Origin of the sequence: Sphingobium sp. CFD-1 (assembly GCF_024611115.1) — a bacterium.
GTDB classification, from domain to species: Bacteria; Pseudomonadota; Alphaproteobacteria; order Sphingomonadales; family Sphingomonadaceae; genus Sphingobium; species Sphingobium baderi_A.
In genome coordinates this window covers 1689035-1712922 of the sequence record NZ_CP084398.1, presented here as the reverse complement: position 1 = coordinate 1712922, position 23888 = coordinate 1689035, and the positions used below count along the sequence as shown (strand labels likewise).

Sequence of the window (23888 nt, the reverse complement as noted above, 5' to 3'; positions counted from 1 at the left end):
TTCAATTGTCCGTAGGGGCCGTCGCGGGGAACCAGCGGCGGCCGAGCCGAAACGCGACGCTGACAAGCAGGATGAGAACCGGGACCTCGACGAGCGGACCGATGACCGCGGCGAAGGCAACCGGCGATGCGAGACCGAAGGCGGCGATCGCAACCGCGATCGCGAGTTCGAAGTTGTTACCCGCGGCGGTGAAGGCGACCGCGGTCGTGCGTGGGTAGTCGGCCGCGATGAGCTTGCCCATCCAGAAGCTGATGAGGAACTGGACCACGAAATAAATGGTGAGCGGGATTGCGATCCGGATCACGTCGCCGGGGATCGTGACGATCTCGCTGCCTTTCAGGCTGAACATGGCTACGATCGTGAACAGCAGCGCCACGAGGGTGATCGGCGCGATCTTCGGGAGAAAACGCGTCTCATACCATTCGTCCCCCTTGGCCTTCGCGAGAACGCGGCGCGTCAGGAAACCTGCGGCGAATGGAATACCGAGGTAGATAAGGACGGCCTCGGCGATCGTGCCGAAGCTGACATCGATGACGCTGCCTTCGAGGCCGAAGAGGGGCGGCAGCACGGCCAGGAAGAACCATGCGTAGACGCTGAAAAAGAGGATCTGGAAGATCGAGTTGAAGGCGACGAGCGCGGCGACATATTGATTGTCGCCCTTCGCGAGCTGGTTCCAGATGATGACCATCGCGATGCAGCGGGCGAGGCCGATCAGGATCAGGCCGGTCATATATTCGGGCTTGTCCGAGAGGAAAAGGATCGCGAGCACGAACATGAGGACCGGCCCGATGATCCAGTTCTGGATCAGCGAGATTGCCAGCACGCGGCGATCGTCGAATACGCGCGGCAACTCGTTGTAGCGCACCCGAGCCAGCGGCGGATACATCATCAGGATAAGACCGATCGCGATCGGGATGTTGGTCGTCCCGATCGACAATGCATCGATCGCGGCGGGCAGCCCCTCGAAGATCGACCCGAGCAGCACGCCGAGCGCCATCGCGAGGAAGATCCAGAGCGTCAGGTAGCGGTCGAGGAATGACAGCCGGTTGGTGTCGGCCATTGGTCAGTTGCCCACGCGGTTGCCGCCGGCGTCGACGACGGGCTCGCCATCTTCCTTGGCGAAAGCGCCAAGCTGGCGGGCCGGGAGAATGTCGAGCACGACCTCGGAGGGGCGGCAGAGCCGGACCCCGAGCGGCGAGACGACGAGTGGGCGGTTGATGAGCACCGGATGCGCCATCATTGCGTCGATGAGCTCGACATCGCCGAGCGCCCGATCGTCGAGGCCGAGTTCGGCATAGGGGGTGCCTTTTTCGCGAAGCAGGTCACGCGGCGCGATCCCGGCGCGGGCTATCAGCTGTTCGAGCAGCGGGCGCGACGGCGGTGTCTTCAGATATTCGACGACATGCGGTTCGATCCCGGCATTGCGGATGAGGCCGAGCGTGTTGCGCGACGTGCCGCAATCGGGGTTGTGGTAGATGATGATGTCGGTCACGGCTTCGCTCCGATCAGCAGCAGGCGAGTTCTGCAAGCAGGGGTTCGCAGAGCTCGGCGCGGCCCTGGCAGCAGTCCTTCGCGAGGAAAAGCATGAGGCCGCGAAGCGCATCTATGTCGGCACGCTGGATGAAGTGGCGCCCCCGCTTCTCCGACTGAACGAGCCCAGCCTTAGCAAGCACGGCAAGGTGCGTGGAGAAGGTGCTCTGGGTCAGGCCTGATTGTTCGACGAGTTGTCCTGTCGAAAGTCCCTCCGGTTCATGCTGGACGAGCCGCCGGAAAGCATCGAGCCGCGTCGGATGTGCCAGTGCAGCTAGGGCGAGCAGGGCTGAATCATTGTCCATGCATCGGAATTATACGATGCACATTGCCAAGTCAAATCGCATCGTGAATTTACGATGAGTTGACGGCAGCGACCTCGCTCAGCGTCTGGACTGGCGACGCTTGGGTACCGTGCATGCAGCAGTTGAGTGGTGTCTTGATTGTCCGACCGCGGCGGGTCAATGTGTCCAAGTCTGATTGGAAGTGGTGCAAAGATGGACGTGCGTCAGATAGACTTAGGGGACGCACCGGCAGTTCAGGCGATCTACGCACCCTATGTAACTTCCACCACCATCTCGTTCGAGGAAGCGCCGCCCGATATTGGGGAGATGGAAAGGCGCATCGCCGCCATTCTACCCAAATACCCCTATCTGGTCGCCGAAGTGGATGGGCAGGTTGTCGGTTACGCTTACGCCAGCGAGCACAGGACTCGCGCGGCCTATCGAACATCCGTCGATGTCGCAGTCTATGTGGCACCCGGCGCGCAGCGGGGCGGTGTGGCGCGTCGCTTGTATTCCCGTCTGCTGCCTGCCGCGGCGAGCTTGGGCTATCACGCTGCATTTGCGGGCATCGCACTGCCGAACGACGCGAGCGTCGGGCTGCACGAAGCTATGGGCTTCGAACAGGTCGGCATCTACCGCGAGGTCGGACGAAAATTCGATGCTTGGCACGATGTCGGCTGGTGGCAACGACTGCTGTGAGCGATGCGGAACAGCCATATCCGCTTCACACCATTCGCGCCCGCAAGGCGACCAGCCCCTTCCGGCCAGTCATACCCATCGAACGCCTCCCCGTTTGTTCGCTTCCCGATCTCGCACCTGCCAACTTCAGGCCTCAAATCTTCTGATGATAAATAGATTGGACTGTTGTCGATCTGCGATGGAGTACAAAAGAAAATGTTAGACAATCGTAGCGAACAATGGCAGAAGAGTTGCACGGACTGAATCATGAATTCAGACGCGCGGTGGAACCGTGTGGGTCCGAAATTACGTGGACGTGATTTGAAAAGTCATTTCAAATACATAGGTTTAAATTAATAAAACCACCCTGTCCGCCATTACTGTTTCTCGGTTTCCGAGCCGCCCTAACACCATGAACGGTAAGGATAATTCAGCGGTTCGAACGCCCTCATTCCAATCATATTTTAAATGAGAGCCTAAAGTGAGATTCAGCACGATCCGCTTGTCGTCGAACGTGCCATTAGTCCATAGATTGCAAGGGTTTGCGATGAAATCAAAAGCGGTTCGAAAAGTCGCATCGTAATCTCGCGCGACAGTGCCGCACAGAGCTGCCTTCTCGTTCAACACCAGCTTTTCCATTTCGAGTTTATCGACCTCGCTCTCAAAACGAGCGATCACCGAACGGCTTTCGGACTGGACAATCTTATCGAGAATTTGCCCGATCTTTTTCTCGATAGTCGCCATCTCACGCTTGATCGCGGCACGTCCGTCATGCGCTTTGGCTTCTGCCTCATTCCAACGCTTGCGGAAAATTTTCGCGAAGAGGCTGAGCAATTCCGGGCGCGGCGTCAGCTTCGTCAGCATCGCCTCGAATGCTCCTTCAACCGTATCCCGCTTCACGGACTTCCCAAAACGGTCGCAACCACGATGGCGGCAAACATAGTATGGGTAGCGGCCATTGCGCCCCTTGGTCCAATTCGCAGTCATTGGATGATCGCAGTCGCCACAGGCGACAAAGCCGCGCAGAGGGAAATCGACATGGATGTCCGAGCGCGTCGGGGCGAGCGGCTTGCCCGCAATCCGTTCCTGAACCTGATGGAAGGTTGCAAGCGATATGGTCGCCTCATGCTGCCCCGGACGCAGCGAAACGTCCCAAGCCTTGCTCTCGACGTAGCCCGCATAGATTGGGTGCGTCATGATGCGGTTGGCCTGCTCGTTCGTCAGGTGCCCGTGCCGCGTGACCGGAAATCCGGCGTGAGACTCGAGGAAGCGCTTCACTTCCGCCTTGGAGTTAAAGCGACCGCTGGCATAGCCTTCAAGGCCCTCCTGAATGATCGAGGCAACGGGTTCGTCGCGCACGAGAATGCTGCCACCAGCCGGACTCTTCTCGTACCGATAACCGAGCGGAGCCATGAACACCCAATAGCCGCCAAGCATCCGCGCTCTCATACGGTTGCGCGCCTGCTCGCCATTCTTCTGACGCTGATGCTGTGCAACGCTCGCCAACAGATGCTCAATGAGGATGCTGTCGGAGTCCGACCCGAACTCGATGGAAGGAGATTCCAGCGTCGCGCCCGCGCGAAAGATGGATTCTTTTAGATCGAAGTGGTTGCGGACATCACGCGCCATGCGGCTGATGTCGTCGATGATGACGACCATTCCAGCTTTGCGGCTTTTGCGGATCGAGGCCAGCATGTCGTCGAAGCCCGGACGCTGAGCCAGTTTCCCGGACACGTCATCGGTGAAGACGCCCACGACCTGATGGCCGCGATGCTTCGCATACTCGCGGCAGCGGGTTTCTTGGCTAACGAGGCCGTTGCCCTCTCTCGCCTGTTTCTTGGTGCTTACACGGCAGTATATAACTGCCTGCTGGTTCGTTTTTCTGGTCATGGCGCTAACTGCCTCATAGGGCCTTTGGTGTTGATCGCGCCCTCGCTATCGAGGTCAACAAGCTCCGAAACATCGGATTCCGGCAGATTAGCACGAGTTTCCGCGCCTTTGAAAGCATAGTTTGCGCGGTCGGACAGAGATAATTGAACAGAGCTTTTGCGGAAAGCCTGATGAATAAATGAGGCCGCAATGGCATCTAGGAAGCGGATGATTTCGTCTTTTCGGGATTCCGAAATAGCAAAGTCCGCAATTTCATTGCGAAGCTCCTGCATTTCTTCCGGTGACAACATTTTCATCAAACCCGCCCCGCCGCTATAGCGGCGCTCGATTGAGCAATGAGAGAGTCCGATTTAGAAAATAACCGTCATTCAGCCGGGGGGATTGTCCTCCCATGCTCTACAAATTTTAGTGGTTTAGCGGGGCTTTGGAGACAACGCTTCCGAGCCACCGCGTAGAGCATGTGAGTTTCGGATTTGCCAGTGGCAAAGATACGCACAATCCCCACAACCAGAATAGCATATTTTGTTACGGAATATCAACAAATCGCGAAGTTTTACTTCATCGTCCGAGATCGGTATTCTTAGATTGAAGCGTTTTCCCCGCGAGTAATTTTTCTGCGGCGCGATTTATCCCCGCAAGCCGTGTGGCATGATTACGGTTCACCATGTTCTCCGCCGCTCGCATCAGGTGAGCCTTGCGATCATCTGTTGCGCCCGGAGGCTGCAATACCAATCGCTCGCCGTCGCGGGCAAGAAGCTCACCATATTGACGACGTGTCCATTGCTCGCGGTTCTCGCGAAATTCCCTTTCCGCCCGCGCCATGGTGCGGTCTGCCCATGAGGCGATTTTCGCCGCTCGTTCAGGCGATACAGCTCGGGCGGAGGAACGCTCGCCGCTCGCGGCAGCGAAGGACGATGATATGACGCGAGACGCGGAGCCATCGGCGCTCATGGGGCCATTCCCTTATGCAGAGTGCGAACATCGCGGAGCTGATCTTTCCACGGATCGACATCATCGAAATGGACGCGCTCGCAGACGAGCAGATGGGACAGGCCCGCGACGCGGATAATCTGCCGCCCCGCCCCGATGCCACGAATGTCCTCACTTTGAAGGACGGCTCTTCGCGCTTCGCCAAGGTTGGCTCCGGCGGACTCTACCGTGCCACCGCTGCGATTGACCCCGTGCATGAGAACGGTGCGGTTCCCGCTCCATTTCTCGATGTCGCCCATGAGGTCGGGGTCTTCCACGGCGCTTGTGTTGAAGATCGCGGCCATATCCTCAAATTCCTTCACGGCTTCGCGCGACCACCGCTCTTCGAGCGAATAGCGACCCTGTGAAAATATCCAGAGCTGTAGCCCCTTACCCCTGTACAGTCGGAGGGTTTTAGTGATTGACGGCGAAGGCGGCAGCATAGGAAATTCGTCGAGCAGGAATGTCGTCTGCACAGGGCCGACCTCCCGCGCGACCGTCTCGATGATGTGGCTGATAATCAGGCTGATCCACGGAGCCGCAACGGCCAGCTTCTCGCTAGGAGCCATAAGGTAAACCGTGGTCGTTTCATGCTTGAGAATCTTGAAATCGAAATCGTGCGCGGAGGTCGCGCTATCTAGCGACTTCCCCGGCTCGAAAGGGTTGAGGGCTTCGATGCAGTCGGACTTGTACGCCTCAAATTGTTTCGGCGCATCCTTGGCGGTCGCCCGCAGAGCCCCTGCCTTGCCTTCCAGTCCCGACAGGCCGCATGTCGCCATCATGGCGAAGCCGATTTCCATCTCGTCCTGAGACGAGTTCACGAAACGCCACAGTCCGCTCAGCGTACAAAGCTCCGGCTCGAAGAGCGCCAGATATTCCATACGCACGGCGAGCAAACGACGTGCGCCTTTGCCCACCCAATCGCCGTCTTTGTTCTTCCCCGATGATGGGATGAGGATATGCGCGATTTCGTCGGCTTCCGTGTCGATTTGGTCGCCACGGCCCACGATGTCGATCAGGGTTTGAAGCGGATTGATCCGCGTGTTCAGAAGCCCCAGCAGTTTGAACGGATTGAGATAGACGCACCGCTGACCCAGCGTCTGGGAGCGATGCTCGCACGACGCAAAGCAGTTTTCTCCATCCTTTACGTCGATCACGATCAGGCTGCGATTACGGGTGTGCGCGAGGTTGGGCAGGATGAAATCACGGCCCTTGCCTGTGCCTGCACGGGCATAGGTTAGCAGCGGCGCATCGCCGTTATAAAAAAGGAGGCGCTGATTCAGCGCCCCCAAAAAGAGTCCGTTCGGATTGAGAAGGCCCGAACTTCGGACATCATGCAGGTTAGCGAGGCGACCGTTGCCTAAAACGCCGGAGGCTTGAGCAGATGCGATTTCGAGCCGCGTTTTTTCCGCCTCGCGCCGTGATGCCGCCGCGAAATCGGCTTCGACAGTTTTTTGATGCAGGGCCATGAAGCCCTGCATCCCCTTCATAAAGTTGCCGCCGCGCATTTTAGCGGTCGCTCCACGGGTTGCCGATAGTAACCCGCTGCTCACCCATCGGCGGCGGAGGCGGAAGGCGAAGCGGCTGGATGCTGGCGAGCTTCGCCGCCACTTCATCCGGCGTTGCCAGTCCACGCGCCCAATCGACGACCGGAGTACCTGCACCCTTCCGGGCTGCCTCCGTTACCTCATCCTGAAGCTGACCGCTGAGATCGTCGGCGTAGCCGAGCGCATTGTCACCAGCTCCGGCTTCCAAGCCATTCATGATGCGCCCGAACCCTCGCATGAAATTGATGATGCCGATGTCAGCGCCCTGTTCTTGAGTCTTCTGCCCCATGATCGTTGAAGCGTAGCGGCCCTGAAATTCGTATGCGGCTTGCGTTGCGATCTTCGCCTGATCGTAAGACGCGGTGTAGTTCGTCAGGACGCCTTCCGTGACAGCCTTGTATTGCTGGGATTGCTGATCCGCAGCGAGCTTCACGTTCGCAGCCCATGAGTCGAAACGGCTCTGCTGCTGCAACTCGGCAGCTTTGACGGCGGCTGCGATACGGGCATCGTATGTGCCCATGATTGTGGAAGGCCGATAGCCCTCTGGCGCTGCCGTCTCCATCGTGAAGAGGGCGGCTGCGCCAGCGAGAAAAACAGCGGTAGTTTTCAGGATGCTCGGAAACGCGAAGCCGCGCCGGGGAACTTCCACATACCGGATTGTAGGAGCGGATGCGCTTGCGCCGACCTCCTCGATTTGCTCGGGACGGTCGGCGGAGTAATCGACTTTGTAGGACATTAGGAATCTCCATGATGGTGGAGATTTCCGTTTTGCAGGATGGTGGGCCGCTGCCGGGGCGATAGCGGCCCAACATCAAATCATGGAAGAACGGGCGTCCCATTCATTTTCATCGCCGCATCCCAGAGAGCGAGGCGCAAAAGCATCGAATGGCGCGGACGCCGCTGAGCCGGACGACTGGCGAAGGTTTTGACTTCGCTGTTCCATGTGCAGGCTACATCCTGCCCATAGGAACGATCCACAATATCAGGATCGAGCCGGAGACGCCTTCCATCCCAATCGAGGATCACGCCTTCAAAGCTATAAATCTTGTCGGCAAGCCAGTCGGTGGTTTTGATCCGGGAAAGGTTCAGCTCGGTTATGCGATGCGCTAGGCCTTCGATGAAATCGAGGCTCAGCAGCCGCTCGCGCGGCAGCACCATAATGACGTTATCCATTTCGCTCTCCATCGGGAGGTGGGGAGCGGCCGCGCCTGAGTGCTGCTCAGGCCCCGATCGGTAACGAAGCTATGGATGAGGATTGGCCGTCACCGTGACCGGAGACGGCCCGTAGCAACCCGGAATTTGCCCGTAGGAATGGCGATCCCTATGCCGCGTGGGCTATGGGGTCGAAGATGGACCTGGAAGACATCGTTCGAGTATCGTCAGCCCTCAGGGCCGATTTGCGACGCGCCAGAAAGACTGGCTCACAAGCGTCCGCGCCACTGACGGCCATCATCGACGATTTGCAGTCGCGCTATGCTGGGTTCACCCCGAAGTATGAGGCCTTTGGTCGAAGGATCAGACCTTATGCCGAACAACTGAAAATCACCCTGAGAAAGGGGGACGCAGAGCTTCATAAGTGGATTGCTGATAATTTAGAGAATCTCAGAAAGGGGGCAGCTCCAAACCTTTCCAACCTGATAATATTTGATCTGGTCAGCACTAGACCATACTTTATCGCCGAACTAATCAACAACATAGAAGATTCAGGTCAAATACGCGGTTTGCCGGAAACCATAAATCGGCTACTTTCTGAGTTAGGCTCAACTCGGAAATTTGGTGCGCCGCTAATCACAGATAGGAAGACTCGCGGGCCGGAAAATATGTTTCATAGCAATATAACAGAAGGATTCAATTTAAGGGATTGGGAGATCGGGGCGCACAGGATTTTGCAAGAGCGCAAAAACCGGACTGGCACTCTCGACCTGTCCAAGCTTCGAATTGACTCTTTACCCGACACCGTGGGGGATATGGTTTGGCTTCGCGATCTGAGTTGCAGCCTCACCTCGATCACGAGGTTGGACGGAATCGATAAATTTGGGGATTTGGAAATCCTACATTGCAGCTACGGAAAATTGCGCGAGTTGCCGTCGTTGCGGGGCTGCGGAAAGCTTGTCCAGATAACGTGTGGCGTGACGCCTATCGCGAGTATCGATCCGCTCTCACAGTGCCCCTCGATCCAGAGATTATATTGCGGCAGCACCAACGTCGCCGATCTAACCCCGCTGCGTTCATGCCCGGAACTGACGATCCTGCATTGCGAAGATACGCGGGTGTCAGAGTTGTCCGGCCTTGAAAATTCCAGCAAGCTTCGCCTGCTGGACTGTTCCGATACGTCGGTGAAAAGCCTCCTCCCGATAGAAGGGCTTCCGTCACTCGAAACCCTATTGCTCAACGGCTGTCGTATCGAAGAGCACTCGCCAGCGTTGTGGCTGTCTCCCGCCTTGAAGGAAGTGATCTTTTGCCGGGGATCGCTGAAAGGGATTCCGGCCAGCATATTGAGCCGATCCTTCGACGAAAATTGCCTTCCTCGCATCCGGGAGTATCTGGAAACCTCGTCCCAGACCCTATGAAGCCGCAGGGTTACTGCGGCTTCGTCGGCAGATCGTCGTCGCGGGTACGATGGCTAAAACGGCACATCATCGTCGAGATCGTCGAGGTAGCCCGGAGGCAGTGACGGTCCCAGCAAGGCATCGGCTAGGATCGAATACAATGCGCGTTCCGGCGAACTCCATCCCGATGCGTCATTCAGCGCATCGGTCATTGCCGGATCGAACTGGACGTTGAAGGATAGGTCATTCAGTTTGGTGAGGTGAATCATCATGGCGCTTCCTTCCTGTGGTTGAGGAAGGTCGTGTGGCATCCACCGCACCTATGGGCGGGGCCATAGCGCAACGGCGCGTATCGGAAAAAGACGGGCTTACGCTGACCGCAAGATGTGCGTGGTAGTACCACGCCTATCTTGGCTAGGGAGACGCTGCGCTCTCCCGTTGCATCCCTCTGGCCTGCGGCGCTTCACAGGCATCGAGCCTGATCCGCACCGATGGGGAGCCTTCGGCGCTCCCCAAACCCCATCGACCAAGGGGCGTTCCTGCCCCTATGGAACCCAGCCGCCTCCGGCGTGGCAAGGGAGCGTTCCTGCTCCCATTGACCCATGACCAACCCTGCGCGGGTTGGATAAGCGGCGGGGACTTGGAGATATGCCTCTCCACCCCGCAACCGAACCATGCATCAAACGCGCCTGTAAATGGGGCCTCCCCCCTGTGGATAGATGATGCCCCGGCCTACCTTTCGGATGACATCCGAGGACGGTCGGCTTAGTCATTATGCGGGGCAAAACAGCGAGTCATCGCTGCTATCCGAAGGAGGCTCCGCATTTGACGTAATAGGACCGTGAAACGAATGAACGCAGTCGAGATTGAAGAAGCCGTGACCGCGTTGGCGGCTACCCCTTTCGACCGCGATGAGTTCCCTTTCGCGTTCCTTCAGGCGTTTGGAAACAAGGAAACCACCCTCAAGAAGTTGCGCTCCGGCACGTCGAACAAGTCCGACATTGGCGGCGTCCTTCAAACCAGCAACATCCATATTGCCGTCGCCGATCCGGGCGACGTGACCGCAAAGTTGAATGCGCTGCGGGCCAGCCCTGCAACCACGCGGGCCAAGGCCAAGTTCATTCTGGCGACAGACGGCGACGCGTTCGAGGGGGAAGATTTGCTGTCCGGCGAAACTCTCGCCTGCACCTTTGCCGAGTTCCCCGATCATTTCGGCTTCTTCCTGCCGCTTGCCGGGATCACCACCGTTAAGCAGGTGCGCGAAAGTTCGTTCGACATCCGCGCCACGGGGCGCCTCAACAAGCTCTATGTCGAGTTGCTGAAGGACAATCCCGACTGGGGCACTGCCGAACGCCGCCCGGACATGAACCATTTTCTGGCCCGGCTTATCTTCTGCTTTTTCGCGGAAGATACCGACATCTTCCACCGCAGCCATCCGTTCACTGGCACAGTGGAGAAGATGAGTGACCGGGACTCGTCCAACACCCATGAGGTGATCGGCGAGATTTTTCGGGCGATGAACACCGCGATCACGGATCGCGCTACGTCCTCGCTACCCCGATGGGCCGATGCGTTTCCTTACGTCAACGGCGGTCTGTTTTCGGGCAGTCTGGCTGTGCCGCGCTTCAGCAAGATCGCGCGGACCTACCTACTCCACATCGGCAATCTCGACTGGAAAAAGATCAACCCGGACATTTTCGGGTCGATGATTCAGGCCGTCGCCGACGACGAGGAGCGTGGAGCCTTGGGGATGCACTACACGTCCGTCCCCAACATCCTGAAAGTGCTGAACCCGCTCTTCCTCGATGACCTGCGCGAGCATCTGGCCGAAGCCGACGATAACCCCCGAAAGCTATTCAATCTCCGCAACCGCATGGCGCGTATCCGGGTTTTCGACCCCGCTTGCGGCAGCGGTAACTTCCTTGTGATCGCTTACAAGGAAATGCGGGCCATCGAAGCTATCATCAACGAGCGTCGCGACGAAAAAGAGCGGAAGTCGGACATTCCGCTGACCAACTTCCGGGGCATCGAATATCGAGACTTCCCCGCCGAGATCGCCCGATTGGCGCTCATCATCGCCGAGTACCAATGCGACGTTCTTTATCGCGGGCAGCAACTTGCGTTGAACGAGTTTCTACCGCTCAATGCCGAGAACTGGATTACTTGCGGAAACGCACTCCGGCTGGACTGGCTTTCTATCTGCCCACCGACCGGGACCAGCGTAAAGCTGGTTGGCGACGATCTGTTTCAGACACCACTGGACCAAGCCCAAATCGATTTTGAAAATGAAGGTGGCGAAACCTACATCTGTGGGAACCCGCCATATAAGGGAAATGCGAGAAAAACTGCTGAACAGAAAGAAGACTTGGAAAATCTTCTGGACGGGCGGTTTGAAAAATGGGGTCTTCTCGATTACGTATGCGGCTGGTTCTCTAAGGCTTATGATTTTTCGAGGGCAACTCCTTGTAAATTTGCATTCGTTGCAACGAACAGCGTAGCTCAAGGTCAGCACGTCTCGAATTTTTGGAAGCCGCTCTTTGACGGTGGGCTGCGATTCTTCTTCGGGGTGAGATCATTTAAATGGTCTAATCTTGCCGCAAATGATGCTGGTGTAACCGTAGTCATCATCGGCGCAAGCCTAGATCAAGGTGCAGCCACCTTGATTGATGGCGATAAGAAATTGAGTACCTCAAATATCAACGGGTACCTCTTGCCTCAGCCGAACTATTGGATTTCGGCGCGAAGCGCTGCGATTTCTGAGATTCACCCTATGATAAAGGGGAACTATTACGGCCTTTCCGACCACCTTATTTTTGATCAATACACCAAAAATGAATTGATCTCAGTCGGAATGCCGGAAGATATGATTATGCGCTTTTATGGATCCACAGAAGTCATCAATGCAAAGCCAAGGTATTGCTTATGGTTCGAGGAAGCCCCTGACGATAAAACTCTTGATATTGCCGATTTACGTGAGCGCATGGCATCAGGCGTCGCGACCAGGAGCTTGTCTAAGGACGCGATCTCCAACGGTATGGTAAAAAGGCCTCATCAATTCAGGGAAATGAATCGAGGGAAAACAAGAACTCTGGCTATTCCGGTGGTATCATCTGAAAACAGAGATTATTTGCCGATAGATATCCTCAATAGTAGGGCAATTATTTCAAACAAGTGCTTTGCTTTATTTGATGCGCCTCTCTGGAACATGGCTCTGATAGCGTCTCGTTTACATTGGGTATGGATCGGCACGGTTTGCGTGCGGATGCGGACAGACTTCTCATATTCCAACACACTCGGATGGAACACTTTTCCAGTGCCTACACTGACAGACAAGAACAAGGCTGACCTAACAGGCCGTTGACGAAGTCGGCGGTGGCTGATTCAGTGCGGCAGTGGGATTGTCTGGCGGGTTAGCGGCGATGGCGATGGGGCGTGATAGCGAGGTCCAGTCCGATTTGATCGTGACGTGGGCGGAGATACCGCGTTCACCGGGGCATGTTTTCTACGACAAGCTCCAGAAGCTGCTGGCCGAGGCGGGCTTCGATGGCTTTGTCGAGAAGACGTGCAAGCCCTATTATGCGCCGCGGATGGGAGCCCCGTCGCTGCCGCCGGGCCGCTATTTCCGCATGCTGCTGATCGGCTATTTCGAGGGCATCGACAGCGAACGCGGGATTGTCTGGCGCTGTTCGGATTCGCTGTCGCTGCGGGAGTTCCTGCGACTGTCGAGCCGCGACAAGGTCCCTGATCATAGCTGGTTGTCGAAGACGCGGAGCCGCCTGCCGCACGAGGTACATGACCAGATCTTCGGCTGGGTACTGGCCCTCGTCGCCGGGCACGATCTGGTGAAAGGCGAGCGGATCGGCGTCGATGGCTCGACCATGGAGGCGAACGCCGCGCTGCGTACCATCGTGCGGCGTGACAATGGCGAGACCTACCGCGAGATGCTGGTGCGCATGGCGCAAGAGAGCGGCATCGACACGCCGACGATCGACGACCTTGTCCGGCTCGATCGCAAACGCAAGGGCAAGAAGCTGTCGAATGCGGACTGGGCGAGCAAGACCGATCCCGACGCGAAGGTCGCGCGGATGAAGAACGGCTCGACGCGTCTGGCCTACAAGCCCGAACACGCGGTCGATCTCGACACGGGTGTTATCGTGGCAGCGCCGATCCACCCGGCCGACAAGGGCGACACGACAACGCTCGACGCCACGCTGGAGACGGCAGCACGCAACCTCGCCGACATTGGCCTGGCGCCGACGTCCGGGGATCCCTGCGATCTTGTGACCGATAAAGGCTATCATTCGCGCGAGCTCCTCAAGGGTCTCGACGGCGACATCTGGAAGACGCGCATCGCCGAGCCGGCACCGCCGAATGGATATCTGCGCTGGCACGGCGACGAGGCTGCCCAGAAGGCCGTCTACGCCAATCGGTCTCGCCTGAAATCCGCCGTCGGACGCAAGGCGATGCGCAAGCGTGGTGAGATGGTCGAGCGTAGCTTTGCCCACGTCCTGGATCGCGGCGGCATGCGCCGCGCGTGGCTGCGCGGGCGCGAGAATGTTCACAAGCGTTATTTGATCCACGTCGCCGGGTTCAATCTTGGCATTCTCATGCGCGCCCTGTTCGGTTGCGGCACTCCGAGGGGCGCCAGGGGCGCATCCAAGGCATTCTTGTTCGTAGTTCAGACCGATGTTGCGCTCGTCATCGCCCTCGTCGCCGAGTTCGACGGAGAAAGGGCCATGCTCCTCATCGTTTTTACCCCTGAAGGCGCTGACAGACCCGGCTGAAAACCGACTTCGTCACCGCGCTGCTAACGCGTTGCGCCGAGGACATCCTTTTAGCGCGAGAGGCTCATTTTCCAGCCACCATTGCCGAGCTCTACGAGGTCAAGGACGGAGAGAGCAAAATGCCCGCCGATTTGCGCGAGGCGCATGAGCGCAACGACGAGGTGCTGGAGCGCATCTACATCGGGCGGCGCTTCAGAAATGACACTGAACGGCTGGAAAAACTGTTCGATCTATACACCAAAATGACCGCATCGGCGGGAGCAACCAAAAGGCGGAAGGCAGGGGCGGCAGCGTGACGATAGAAAAGAAAACAGTTCCTTCCGTATCGGTTTCCTATGCCCGCAACGGCAGCACCAACAAAGCCAACGCCCATGGCATGAGGCCGATGCAGGAACGCGCTTATGAGAAGCGCGGCGAGCAATATCTGCTTATCAAGTCGCCCCCGGCCTCGGGCAAGAGCCGCGCGCTCATGTTCGTCGCGCTCGACAAACTGGCGAACCAAGGAGTTCGCCAAGCTATCATCGTCGTTCCGGAAAAAAGCATCGGCTCCAGCTTTGCCGATGAGCCGTTGACCAAATTCGGGTTCTGGGCCGATTGGACCGTGACGCCGAAATGGAACCTCTGCAACGCCCCCGGCGAGGATGGCGGCAAGGTCAACAGCGTCGGCGCTTTCCTTGAAAGCGATGACAAAGTGCTGGTCTGCACCCATGCCACTTTCCGCTTTGCGGTGGAGCGGTTCGGCGTGGAGGCGTTCGATAACCGTCTGATCGCGGTGGACGAGTTCCACCATGTTTCCGCTAACCCGGACAATGTGCTGGGCAAGCAGCTCGGCGAGTTCATAGCCCGCAACAAGGTGCATATCCTTGCCATGACGGGCAGTTATTTCCGTGGCGATGCCGAGGCAGTTCTTGCGCCGCAGGACGAGGCTAACTTCGATACCGTCACCTACACTTATTACGAGCAGCTAAACGGCTACGAATATCTGAAGTCGCTCGACATCGGATATTTCTTCTACTCCGGCGCATATTCTGACGACATTCTCGCTGTGCTGGACCCAGCCGAGAAAACCATCATCCATATCCCCAACGTCAATTCGCGGGAAAGTACCGGGCAGAAAATCAAGGAAGTCGAACACATCATCGAGGAGCTTGGCGAATGGCAGGGCATCGACCCGACCACGGGCTTCCAGTTAGTGAAAACCGCAGAAGGCCGCATCCTTCGTATCGCCGACCTTGTGGACGACGACGCGGCCAAGCGGGATCGTGTTTCTGCTGCGCTCAAAGATCCCGCACAAAAGAACAACCGCGATCATGTGGACATCATCATCGCGCTTGGCATGGCGAAAGAGGGCTTTGACTGGATTTGGTGTGAACATGCCCTCACGGTTGGTTATCGTTCCAGCCTGACCGAAATCGTGCAGATCATCGGTCGCGCCACCCGCGACGCGCCGGGCAAAACCCGCGCCCGCTTCACCAACCTGATCGCCGAGCCGGACGCGGCGGAATCCGCCGTGACCGAAGCCGTCAACGATACCTTGAAAGCTATCGCCGCCAGCTTGCTGATGGAACAGGTGCTTGCGCCCCGCTTTGAGTTCAAGCCCAAAAACCCAACCAATGAAGCCACCCCCGGCTTCGATTATGGCGAAGGCGGTTATCAGGCGGACAAGTGCAACGTCGGCTTCAATGAGGAACGCGGCACCTTTCAGATCGAGATCAAGGGACTTGCCGAACCTAAGACGCCCGAAGCTGCCCGTATTTGCCGCGAGGATTTGAATGAGGTGATCGCCAGCTTCGTGCAGGACAAACCGAGCATCGAGCGCGGCCTGTTCGATGAAGAGCTTGTTCCCGAAGAACTCACTCAGCTTCGCTTGGGCAAGATCATCAAGGACAAGTATCCCGAACTGGACGAAGAGGATCAGGAGGCCGTGCGTCAGCACGCCATCGCGGCCCTTAATCTCACTCAGCAGGCCAAGAAGATTGCTCTTGGCGATGACGGTTCCGGTGACGGGCCGGGCGTCAACACCGCTCTGATCGACGGCGTTCGCAAGTTCGCGATGGACGTGCGCGAACTCGATATTGACCTGATCGACCGGATCAATCCGTTTCAGGAAGCCTATGCCATCCTCGCCAAGACCATGAGCGAGGACAGCCTAAAACAAGTTGCCGCTGCCATTTCCGCGCGACGTACCAGCCTCACCCCCGAAGAGGCAAAGCAGCTTGCCGTGCGAGCGGTGCAGTTCAAGAAAGAACGCGGACGGCTCCCCTCCATCAGTTCAACCGACGCATGGGAAAAGCGCATGGCCGAAGGTGCTGCTGCGTTCGTGCGCTTCAAGGATGAGGGCCGCTATGAGTGACCTAGACCTTGATGAACTGCGGGATGAACTGTCCGATTTCGCCCAGCCAGAAAAGAAAGTTGGGCGCGGCCCACGCGAAGAACGCATCATCGCGGGGTTCGAGGAAATTCAGCGTTTCACCGATGAACAGGGTCGCGCACCGCAGCACGGCGAGGAGCGCGACATATTCGAGCGGCTTTATGCCGTGCGGCTGGACCGGCTTCGTGCGTTGGAAGAATGCCGGTCGCTTCTCGCACCGCTCGACCGTCAGGGACTTTTGACCGGCGCAGAAATCGCCGCGCCTGCTACCGCCGATGACATGGACACCGACGCGCTCATGGCAGAGCTTGCCGGGGCGGCTGGTGATTCCGAAATCACCGACCTCCGCCATGTCCGCTCAACCGCCGAAAAGCGCGCCGCCGAAGAAATCGCGAACCGCGAGCCTTGCCCCGACTTTGATCGCTTCAAGCCGCTGTTCGAGCAAGTGCGGATCGACCTTGATTCCGGCGTTCGCATTACCCGACAGTTTGTGAAGGATGCCGGATTTTTGAAGGCGGACATCACCGAAGGCCAGTTTTTCATCCTTGGCGGTCAAGTGGCCTATGTTGCGGAAGTTGGTGAAACCTTCCGCGCTCCTAACGGTGAAAGTGACGCTCGCTTGCGCGTCATCTACTCCAACGGGACGGAAAGCAATCTGCTACTCCGCTCGCTGCAACGGGCACTCTATAAAGATGAGGCTGGGCGGCGCATCACAGAGCCAACCGCTGGCCCGCTGTTTGCCGACGAAAGCGACGAAGAGGATATTGCGAGCGGGACAATCTATGTCCTTCGCAGCAAGGCCGACCACCCGCTTGTCGCTGCCAATCGCGATGTGCTGCACAAGATCGGCGTGACCGGCGGTGACGTAGCGCGACGTATTGCCAATGCGAAGCTGGACCCGACCTTTCTCATGGCCGATGTGGAAATCGTAGCGACCTACACGCTCTACAACATTAATCGCGTGAAGCTCGAAAATCTGATCCATCGCATCTTCGCGCCCGCGCAACTAAACATCGAAATAAAAGATCGTTTCGGCAATCCGATAGTGCCGAGAGAGTGGTTTCTTGTTCCCAGATTTATTGTGGATGATGCTGTTACGCGGATCAAAGACGGAACAATTACGGATTTCGTCTATGATCCAAAAACCGCCACCCTACAGAAGACGAGCGCGGATAACGGGGGCGTGGTATGAGCAATGTCAACGTAAAACGCCTCGTGGAGAATATTCGCTCTGGGACGAGTGTCTATACCCCGCTCGTTGAGCTGGTCGTAAATGCTATTCAGGCGATTGATGAAAAGAAAATCGCCAACGGATTGATCGAGATCGAGGTGATCCGTAACGGTCAAGCAGATATAATTGACCGTCTTGAGGACGTGGATGGTTTCATTGTGAAGGACAATGGGATCGGCTTCACGAAGGATAATCGGGACTCATTCGACACGCTTTATACCGAGCAGAAAATTACAGACGGCGGCAAAGGATTTGGCCGCTTCACATGCCTCAAATATTTTGACCGAGTAAAAGTCTCCAGTACGTTCGAAGACGGCGGCGCATATCATGACCGTTCGTTCGGCATGGGCTTGGGAACGGACATCATCGTCGATGAGGAGGTCGCCCCTTCTCAGGAGCAGAAGAGCGGTTCCGTCGTCGAGATTTCGGGCATCAAGTCCGTCAGGTTCCCCGATAAGCGGCTGGATATAATTAGCCGTGTCGTCGTCGAACGGCTGTTGCCCTATTTCGTTGACCGGGAGCGCAACTGTCCGCGCATCGTAATCCGGGACGCCAAAAATCCTGCCGCCCCCCTTTCACTCAACGACTATCTGGGCAAGGACGATAGCCAGATCGTTGAGATGAAGGTCGATGAGGGCACGTTCACGCTGTCGGCGAATGATGAGCAAAAGGCTTTTCAGGTTCGGGTTTTCAAGTTCTTCTCTCCCCGTTCGGCAAAGAGCAAAGTCAGCTTGGTCGCCCATCGCCGAGAGGTTACGGACAACGCCCTTCAAGCCTACGTCCCGGAGTTTGCTGAGGAGTTCTACGAGCCGGGGCTGGATCAGGATTTGGCGAAGGGTCGGAATTTCGTCATCAAGGCGTATGTTTTCGGCGATTACCTGAACGACAATGTGTCGCTGGAGCGCGGCGAGTTTCGTTTCCAGACTGATACCGATCTTCTCAACGGCATCTCCCAGACCGATATCGAGCAGCGAGCCGCAGAGATCGCCCAGACTTCGGTTGGCGCAGAGATCGCCGCGCGAAAGCAGCGGAAGCAGGCGCGCATCGTCGAATATGTGGAAACTCAAGCACCGTGGCATCGGAGCTTGAGCGGTGAAGTCGACTTCAGCGCGCTGCCGATGAAGCCGTCAAATCAAGACATCGAACTTCATCTTCAGAAGAAAAAATTCGAGAAGGAGGTGACGACGAGGACGCAGGTGGCGGCAATCCTGAACTCAGACAACCCCGACGATCTGGCCGAGAAGATCGACGAGATCATGAAGAATATTTCTGACACCAGCAAGAACGACCTCATCCATTACGTCTCGATGCGGAAGTGCGTTCTGGACATCTTTTCGAAATCTCTAGAATTGGATGCGGAAGGAAAATACAAATCCGAGGGTGAGGTGCATGACGTTATCATGCGACGGCGGAAGGACTCCGACGACCTTGATTACGACGATCACAATCTATGGATTTTAGACGAGAGGCTTAACTTTACGTCCTATGTCTCCTCTGACAAGCCTATCGGTAAATCGAAAGGAGACCGGACAGATATCACCGTCTACAACAGGCGCGTCGCATTCCGTGGCGAAAACGAAGCCAGCAACCCCATCACAATTTTCGAGTTCAAGAAGCCCCAGCGGGACAACTTTGCCGATCCGTCATCGAAGGAAGACCCGATCCAGCAGATCGTCCGCTATGTGAACCAGATCAGGGAAGGAAAATTTAAAACCCCTGCCGGTCGTGACATCCTCGTGAACAATACCACGCCGTTTTACGGCTACGTTGTGTGCGACCTGACGGCCAAGGTCAGGAAGTGGCTGGAACTTGAACAGCAGTTTACCCCCATGCCCGACGGCCTCGGCTGGTTCCGATGGTTTGGGAATATCAGTCTTTACATGGAAGTGATTAGCTGGACGAAGCTCCTTCGCGACGCAGAAATGCGTAACAAGGTATTTTTCAATAAGTTGGGCATTGACTGACAAATACGAGTGGGGTGGCGTGGAACTGGGGCAAGGATTTCCTGAATGGACGGAGCTGGGTCAGGACAGCGGGCTTGACCCTCTCGGGATGCAACGCCCGATTGAGGTGATCTATCAATCCCTTGTTCCCGGCATCAGTACGATCACGCTCCGATATCGCTATTATTCCTTTTTCCCGTTCATCCTTCGTCATTATGAAGAGAACATTCGGCATCCTGATCCGAAGGAGTTCAGGAAATTCCAGCGGAGATGCGAGGCGCTGTTCGCACTGATTTGCACTCACGGGGAAGCCGAGCTTGGTATCACCGGATCGGACTGGGCGAACAAAAGGCTCAACGAGGTATCTGGCGACGGCGGCGTCATCGATTTCAGTGTTGGGGCTGATGCCGATGCCGACGAAAGCCTGCGATACCTGAGAAATAAGGGTGGTGCGTTCGGCGCGATCTACTCGACGCAGATGTCCGAGATGGGGCTTGTCCACTTCCCCGGTCCCGATCAGCCTAATCCAAACCCGGTATGCTCCGATATCGCGCTTCAGCTTGCGGACGCGCTCGCGTTCGAACTGGGCGATATAGCGGGCAGATTTTTCAAAGTCGTGGAAGCTGGCAAAATTGAGGCCTCCGAACTCGGTTCATTCGCGGCAATGAAGCCGACAAACCTGCAACCCGGTAGCCTTGAACACGCTCTGCTCAAGGATGTCCTGCTTGGCGTCAACGATCCGCGCGGCCTCACCGCCCAAATGCGGAGAAGCACGCTGAGGATGCTGCTTGAGATCACCGACACGTTCGGCTCAGTGCCTCGCGCCGAAGCAGTGAAATGGCATTGGTTCGAGAACGTGCCCGCCAGAGATTCCGCTGAACGCCATCAGGTTCCGCAGCTGTGGTTTCTCTATCAAGCCTGCGACCTGACGCGGCTTGCCTATGAAGTCATCCTCTCAGCCGCGCTCACGATGATAAACGCAGCCCCGCGCCGCCGAATGTCGCTGGGCGAATTGACGGATGAATTGGCCGATGCCGTTGAGATTGCCTCCGGCGAAAGCTGGGACGACTTTTCGGGCGGCATCAACGCGGAGGCGGAAGTCTCGTCAGCCCAACAATACGCGACCGCTATGCTGGACGCGATGAACGCGGGCGAAACAGCCCAGCAGGTGCAAAACGCCATATCGCTGATCGCCATTCTAGCAGAGAAGGCAACGACGGAAGCTGCGTTAGTCGAAGAAGCCCTCAGCGGCGCGGATTATTTCCAGTCCCTTCGGACGGAAGCCCAGTTTCTTGGCCGGAACCGCGCTGGCGATGCGAGGCGGGTGATTTCGGATTTGATCCGCGAGCGAGTGTTGAAGCGGCATCTGTGGGTTGCCTCACGCAAATTCCGAAACCAGAAAGCTTACACCTTTCATATGGAGCCGGAAGAAGGCGTCCTGCGCTACCGTGCGCCGATCCGAGTCTCGCCTAGCAGCCCAAGGCTGGATCAGGCACTCCGCTTCCTCCGCGATATCAGCCTCATTGATGACGGCGGCGTGACGCTCATCGGCAAGGCGGAACTGGCGGCGGCATGAAATATTTCGATGCCTTCGGCGAAGGCGGTTTTCATTCCGCCTTCATGACCACCTACGCTTTCGGATCGCTCGCGTTCGAGGATATCCCGTTCCCGAAGTTGCGCGGGGCCGGATGCCGGAACATAGTCGTGCTGGCCGACACTGGCATGGTCAATCAGGCGTTTTCGGATTTCGGCCCGCCGCGCTTCGCGGGCACGAGCTATCACCTAATCAAAGCCGCCGCGCCGGGCGCATTCCACCCGAAGATCACCATGCTACTGGGTGAGTCCAAAGCTCGGCTGATGGTGGGGTCGGCCAATCTGACCGCTCTTGGCCTAGGCGGAAACAAGGAACAGGTCGCAAGCATCACCTGGTCGTCAGATGCCCCCGAGAATGCCAAGTTTTTCATGTCTGCGCTTGCCTATCTCCGGCGGTATATCCCGGCGGACGATCAGTGGTTTCCGGTAAGCTTGCAACGCGCACTGCGATCATCGCCTTGGCTTCGGGACGACAGTTTCAATCCCGCCTTCAGCACCGAGGGCACGGAAGCCCTTAATCTGCTTTTCGACCGCCCCGAAATCAGCATACTTAACCAGATCATTGCATGTGTCGGCGACGATCCTATCGAACGGCTTGTCGTCGTTTCCCCATACTGGGATTCCAAGCTGGAAGGCGTTGCCCGACTAAAGGCTGGCTTGGGTAATCCCGTGACGGATATCCTGATCGAGGACGACGCGAACGGATTTCCCGTCAGCGAGCTTCCCCGTCTTTCCGACGTCGCGCTCTTCGATATCAGCCCCAACGCCGCCGGGCGTTTCCTACATGCGAAGCTGATTATCGCTGTCGGCGAAGCATTCGATCACGTCGTGTCCGGCAGCATGAATTGCACCTTCCCCGCGCTGATTGGGCCGACGCTTGGCGGTAATGCGGAGGCTGCCATCTACAAGCGCGTTCCACGAGGCTCCGCGTTGGAGGCGCTGGGTCTCGCAGATTATGCAACTTGCCCCTTCGAGAAGGAGCAACTCGCTCGGCTTGAGGAGACGTTCGAAGAAATCGAAACAACACCGCCATCCGTCGATGGCGGATTGCTGATCCTTCAGGGCGGAAAAGTAACATGGACGGCCCCCATGAAGCTGCCGTCCGATCCCCTGTCGGTCCAGCTCTATGATCGCGACGGCGAGGCGCTGGCGCTTATAAACATAGGCGGCGCGAAATCCGCTTCGCTGTCGATAGCTCCAACCAGCCCGCGTCCGAAATATGGCGTGTTGGCTTTTGCGGAGGGCACAGCGTCCGCCCCGATACAGGTCGCAGATTTGGATTATCTGGCCGTCACGACATTGCCGCCGCAGAAGGGACGGAAAAAGCGGCTGATGGATACGCTGGCCGAAGCGATCCATGAAGACTTGGCCCTCATCGAAGCCCTCAACCAGCTTGAGGCTATCGAGGACGAAGAGAGATCGTCTCTCTCCATTCCGAAGGCCAAGCCGCACGCGCAGGAGGAAGCTGCCCGCGAATATGCTGTTCTTCCCTACGAGGAATTTATTCGTGCGCGCACGCTCGCCAACGCGAAAGGCAAGCCGTTCGGCCTTTATCTCAATAGCCGCCATGACCGGGCGGTAAATCTGGTCAGTCAGTGCCTCAACCAGATGATAGGCCTCGTCGGGCCGGATTTAGCGGAGAGCGAAGAGAAAGACCTACAGGCGATCAGCGCCGTCGATTTCAGAACCACCGAACCTCAGTCGGTGGAGGATGGGCAGCAGGAAAGCGGCGACGGCTCCGGCGTATCGCGTCCATCGGTTGCGCCATCACAGGTGCTCGCAACCGCCAAGAAATTTCAGGAGGCTGTCATCGCATTCGAAAAGCGTTCGAAGGCGCTTGCCGACAAGCGCATTTCAACATCGGAAATGGTCCGGCTTCGGGCGCTAATGCAGATCATTTTGAGCCATGCCCAACCCATTGCAGGACCGTATTCTGCTTCTCAGATTCTCCCGGTTTATACCGCTGACGCCTATGATTGGCCGCGCCTCATCGGTCGCCTTCTCCAACTGCACTTTGGAGCTTCACGCGCTTTGCAGAATTTGGCCGTCGAGAATGACGAGGCTGAGCAACAGCGGGTAATTGAATATCTCGCTTTGTCGAACTGGGCATCACAAGCGGCATACGGGGCTGTGATGGCCAATAAGAAAGCCGCATCTTTGAGGCTTCCCCTGCAACGACTGATGGCCGCGCTCAAAACGCAGACGGAAGCAATTCTCTCGCTTGTCGAGGCTGATCGGACTTACTTCGACGAACTATCCGTACAGCTTGATGAACGATTTGAGCGCCGTCTTGGTCTGGCTAAAACAATCTGCGCCTAGTGCCATAACCCGATGTGCTGCGGTGTCCGGGAGACGATCAAGGAGACCGCATTCCTTCCACAAGCAATGAAATTGAACGTCAAGATTCTGCGCTCTTCCGCCGTTTTCTGAGACAATGCCGCGAATATGGCCCGGTGCGCCGCCCGGTCAACGGGTTGCCCGCTCCATTCGCTTCGCTCCCGTGTTGCCCGTTTCGCCTG

The 23888-nt window shown here is 57.2% G+C and carries 20 protein-coding genes; 10 read left to right on the top strand and 10 right to left on the bottom strand.

From position 1 onward, the window contains the following. Position 1 precedes the first annotated feature (1 nt). From arsB to LDB26_RS08715, 3 genes are read right to left on the bottom strand one after another with little or no spacing between them, the layout of a single operon-like run. A complete protein-coding gene (arsB, locus tag LDB26_RS08725) occupies positions 2-1060 on the bottom strand; it encodes an ACR3 family arsenite efflux transporter (protein ID WP_257541677.1) in 1059 nt (352 codons plus the stop codon). A 3-nt stretch (positions 1061-1063) separates the two neighbouring features. After that, entirely contained in the window at positions 1064-1492 is a 429-nt protein-coding gene (arsC, locus tag LDB26_RS08720; RefSeq protein WP_257541675.1) for an arsenate reductase (glutaredoxin), read from the bottom strand. Positions 1493-1505: 13 nt separating this feature from the next. Further along, complete coding sequence (locus tag LDB26_RS08715; RefSeq protein ID WP_257541673.1) at positions 1506-1835, bottom strand: helix-turn-helix transcriptional regulator; 330 nt, start codon at positions 1833-1835, stop codon at positions 1506-1508. A gap of 192 nt (positions 1836-2027) precedes the next feature. On the opposite strand from LDB26_RS08715, the gene LDB26_RS08710 reads away from it, so the two are divergent. Continuing rightward, positions 2028-2513 (top strand): arsinothricin resistance N-acetyltransferase ArsN1 family B, encoded by a 486-nt coding sequence (locus tag LDB26_RS08710; RefSeq protein WP_257541671.1) that lies wholly within the window; start codon positions 2028-2030, stop codon positions 2511-2513. A gap of 327 nt (positions 2514-2840) precedes the next feature. On the opposite strand, the gene LDB26_RS08705 is transcribed toward LDB26_RS08710, so the two are convergent. From LDB26_RS08705 to LDB26_RS08680, 6 genes are all read right to left on the bottom strand, one after another. Beyond that, a complete protein-coding gene (locus LDB26_RS08705; RefSeq protein ID WP_257541669.1) occupies positions 2841-4382 on the bottom strand; it encodes a recombinase family protein in 1542 nt (513 codons plus the stop codon). Further along, a complete protein-coding gene (locus tag LDB26_RS08700; RefSeq protein WP_257541667.1) occupies positions 4379-4678 on the bottom strand; it encodes a hypothetical protein in 300 nt (99 codons plus the stop codon). Before LDB26_RS08700 ends, LDB26_RS08705 begins: the two co-directional genes overlap by 4 nt. A 262-nt stretch (positions 4679-4940) precedes the next feature. After that, a complete protein-coding gene (locus LDB26_RS08695; RefSeq protein WP_257541665.1) occupies positions 4941-5204 on the bottom strand; it encodes a hypothetical protein in 264 nt (87 codons plus the stop codon). 125 nt (positions 5205-5329) lie between these two features. After that, entirely contained in the window at positions 5330-6820 is a 1491-nt protein-coding gene (locus tag LDB26_RS08690; protein ID WP_257541662.1) for a type IV secretory system conjugative DNA transfer family protein, read from the bottom strand. Positions 6821-6860: 40 nt separating this feature from the next. Next, positions 6861-7634, bottom strand: coding sequence for a hypothetical protein (locus tag LDB26_RS08685; protein ID WP_257541660.1), 774 nt, complete (start codon positions 7632-7634; stop codon positions 6861-6863). An 80-nt stretch (positions 7635-7714) separates the two neighbouring features. Beyond that, positions 7715-8056 carry a hypothetical protein gene (locus tag LDB26_RS08680; RefSeq protein WP_257541658.1) on the bottom strand — a complete coding sequence of 114 codons (342 nt, stop codon included), beginning with the start codon at positions 8054-8056 and terminating at the stop codon, positions 7715-7717. 191 nt (positions 8057-8247) lie between these two features. Between LDB26_RS08680 and LDB26_RS08675 the strand changes: the two genes are divergently transcribed. Then, entirely contained in the window at positions 8248-9468 is a 1221-nt protein-coding gene (locus tag LDB26_RS08675; protein WP_257541656.1) for a hypothetical protein, read from the top strand. Between the two features lie 53 nt (positions 9469-9521). Here the strand turns inward: LDB26_RS08675 and LDB26_RS08670 are convergent, their stop codons facing one another. Next, a complete protein-coding gene (locus LDB26_RS08670; protein WP_257541654.1) occupies positions 9522-9719 on the bottom strand; it encodes a hypothetical protein in 198 nt (65 codons plus the stop codon). Positions 9720-10297: 578 nt separating this feature from the next. Here LDB26_RS08670 and LDB26_RS08665 point away from each other — a divergent pair. From LDB26_RS08665 to LDB26_RS08630, 8 genes are all read left to right on the top strand, one after another. Continuing rightward, positions 10298-12808 (top strand): DNA methyltransferase, encoded by a 2511-nt coding sequence (locus LDB26_RS08665; protein ID WP_257541652.1) that lies wholly within the window; start codon positions 10298-10300, stop codon positions 12806-12808. Positions 12809-12872: 64 nt separating this feature from the next. Further along, complete coding sequence (locus tag LDB26_RS08660; RefSeq protein WP_197672717.1) at positions 12873-14231, top strand: transposase; 1359 nt, start codon at positions 12873-12875, stop codon at positions 14229-14231. After that, positions 14228-14527: a type IIL restriction-modification enzyme MmeI gene (locus LDB26_RS21530; protein WP_306812063.1), complete on the top strand. Its 300-nt coding sequence runs from the start codon at positions 14228-14230 to the stop codon at positions 14525-14527. The genes LDB26_RS08660 and LDB26_RS21530 overlap by 4 nt, the downstream gene beginning before the upstream one ends. Then, positions 14524-16584, top strand: coding sequence for a DEAD/DEAH box helicase (locus LDB26_RS08650; protein ID WP_257541648.1), 2061 nt, complete (start codon positions 14524-14526; stop codon positions 16582-16584). The genes LDB26_RS21530 and LDB26_RS08650 overlap by 4 nt, the downstream gene beginning before the upstream one ends. Beyond that, positions 16565-17794, top strand: a complete 1230-nt coding sequence (locus tag LDB26_RS08645; protein ID WP_257541645.1) for a GIY-YIG nuclease family protein — start codon at positions 16565-16567, stop codon at positions 17792-17794. The genes LDB26_RS08650 and LDB26_RS08645 overlap by 20 nt, the downstream gene beginning before the upstream one ends. After that, positions 17791-19797: an ATP-binding protein gene (locus LDB26_RS08640; RefSeq protein ID WP_257541643.1), complete on the top strand. Its 2007-nt coding sequence runs from the start codon at positions 17791-17793 to the stop codon at positions 19795-19797. The genes LDB26_RS08645 and LDB26_RS08640 overlap by 4 nt, the downstream gene beginning before the upstream one ends. Then, a complete protein-coding gene (locus LDB26_RS08635; protein ID WP_257541641.1) occupies positions 19790-21352 on the top strand; it encodes a hypothetical protein in 1563 nt (520 codons plus the stop codon). Before LDB26_RS08640 ends, LDB26_RS08635 begins: the two co-directional genes overlap by 8 nt. Continuing rightward, positions 21349-23688, top strand: coding sequence for a hypothetical protein (locus tag LDB26_RS08630; protein ID WP_257541639.1), 2340 nt, complete (start codon positions 21349-21351; stop codon positions 23686-23688). Before LDB26_RS08635 ends, LDB26_RS08630 begins: the two co-directional genes overlap by 4 nt. Positions 23689-23888 lie beyond the last annotated feature (200 nt).

Excerpts from the sequence above, each read along its gene's own strand:
- LDB26_RS08710 (WP_257541671.1), top strand. The coding sequence starts at position 2,028 with ATGGACGTGCGTCAGATAGACTTAGGGGACGCACCGGCAGTTCAGGCG.
- LDB26_RS08665 (WP_257541652.1), top strand. The coding sequence starts at position 10,298 with ATGAACGCAGTCGAGATTGAAGAAGCCGTGACCGCGTTGGCGGCTACC.
- LDB26_RS08715 (WP_257541673.1), bottom strand. The coding sequence starts at position 1,835 with ATGGACAATGATTCAGCCCTGCTCGCCCTAGCTGCACTGGCACATCCG.
- LDB26_RS08675 (WP_257541656.1), top strand. The coding sequence starts at position 8,248 with ATGGACCTGGAAGACATCGTTCGAGTATCGTCAGCCCTCAGGGCCGAT.
- LDB26_RS08705 (WP_257541669.1), bottom strand. The coding sequence starts at position 4,382 with ATGACCAGAAAAACGAACCAGCAGGCAGTTATATACTGCCGTGTAAGC.
- LDB26_RS08660 (WP_197672717.1), top strand. The coding sequence starts at position 12,873 with ATGGGGCGTGATAGCGAGGTCCAGTCCGATTTGATCGTGACGTGGGCG.
- LDB26_RS08690 (WP_257541662.1), bottom strand. The coding sequence starts at position 6,820 with ATGGCCCTGCATCAAAAAACTGTCGAAGCCGATTTCGCGGCGGCATCA.
- LDB26_RS08640 (WP_257541643.1), top strand. The coding sequence starts at position 17,791 with ATGAGCAATGTCAACGTAAAACGCCTCGTGGAGAATATTCGCTCTGGG.
- LDB26_RS08645 (WP_257541645.1), top strand. The coding sequence starts at position 16,565 with ATGAGGGCCGCTATGAGTGACCTAGACCTTGATGAACTGCGGGATGAA.
- arsB (WP_257541677.1), bottom strand. The coding sequence starts at position 1,060 with ATGGCCGACACCAACCGGCTGTCATTCCTCGACCGCTACCTGACGCTC.
- LDB26_RS08700 (WP_257541667.1), bottom strand. The coding sequence starts at position 4,678 with ATGAAAATGTTGTCACCGGAAGAAATGCAGGAGCTTCGCAATGAAATT.
- LDB26_RS08670 (WP_257541654.1), bottom strand. The coding sequence starts at position 9,719 with ATGATGATTCACCTCACCAAACTGAATGACCTATCCTTCAACGTCCAG.
- LDB26_RS08695 (WP_257541665.1), bottom strand. The coding sequence starts at position 5,204 with ATGGCGCGGGCGGAAAGGGAATTTCGCGAGAACCGCGAGCAATGGACA.
- LDB26_RS08630 (WP_257541639.1), top strand. The coding sequence starts at position 21,349 with ATGAAATATTTCGATGCCTTCGGCGAAGGCGGTTTTCATTCCGCCTTC.
- LDB26_RS08680 (WP_257541658.1), bottom strand. The coding sequence starts at position 8,056 with ATGGTGCTGCCGCGCGAGCGGCTGCTGAGCCTCGATTTCATCGAAGGC.
- LDB26_RS08685 (WP_257541660.1), bottom strand. The coding sequence starts at position 7,634 with ATGTCCTACAAAGTCGATTACTCCGCCGACCGTCCCGAGCAAATCGAG.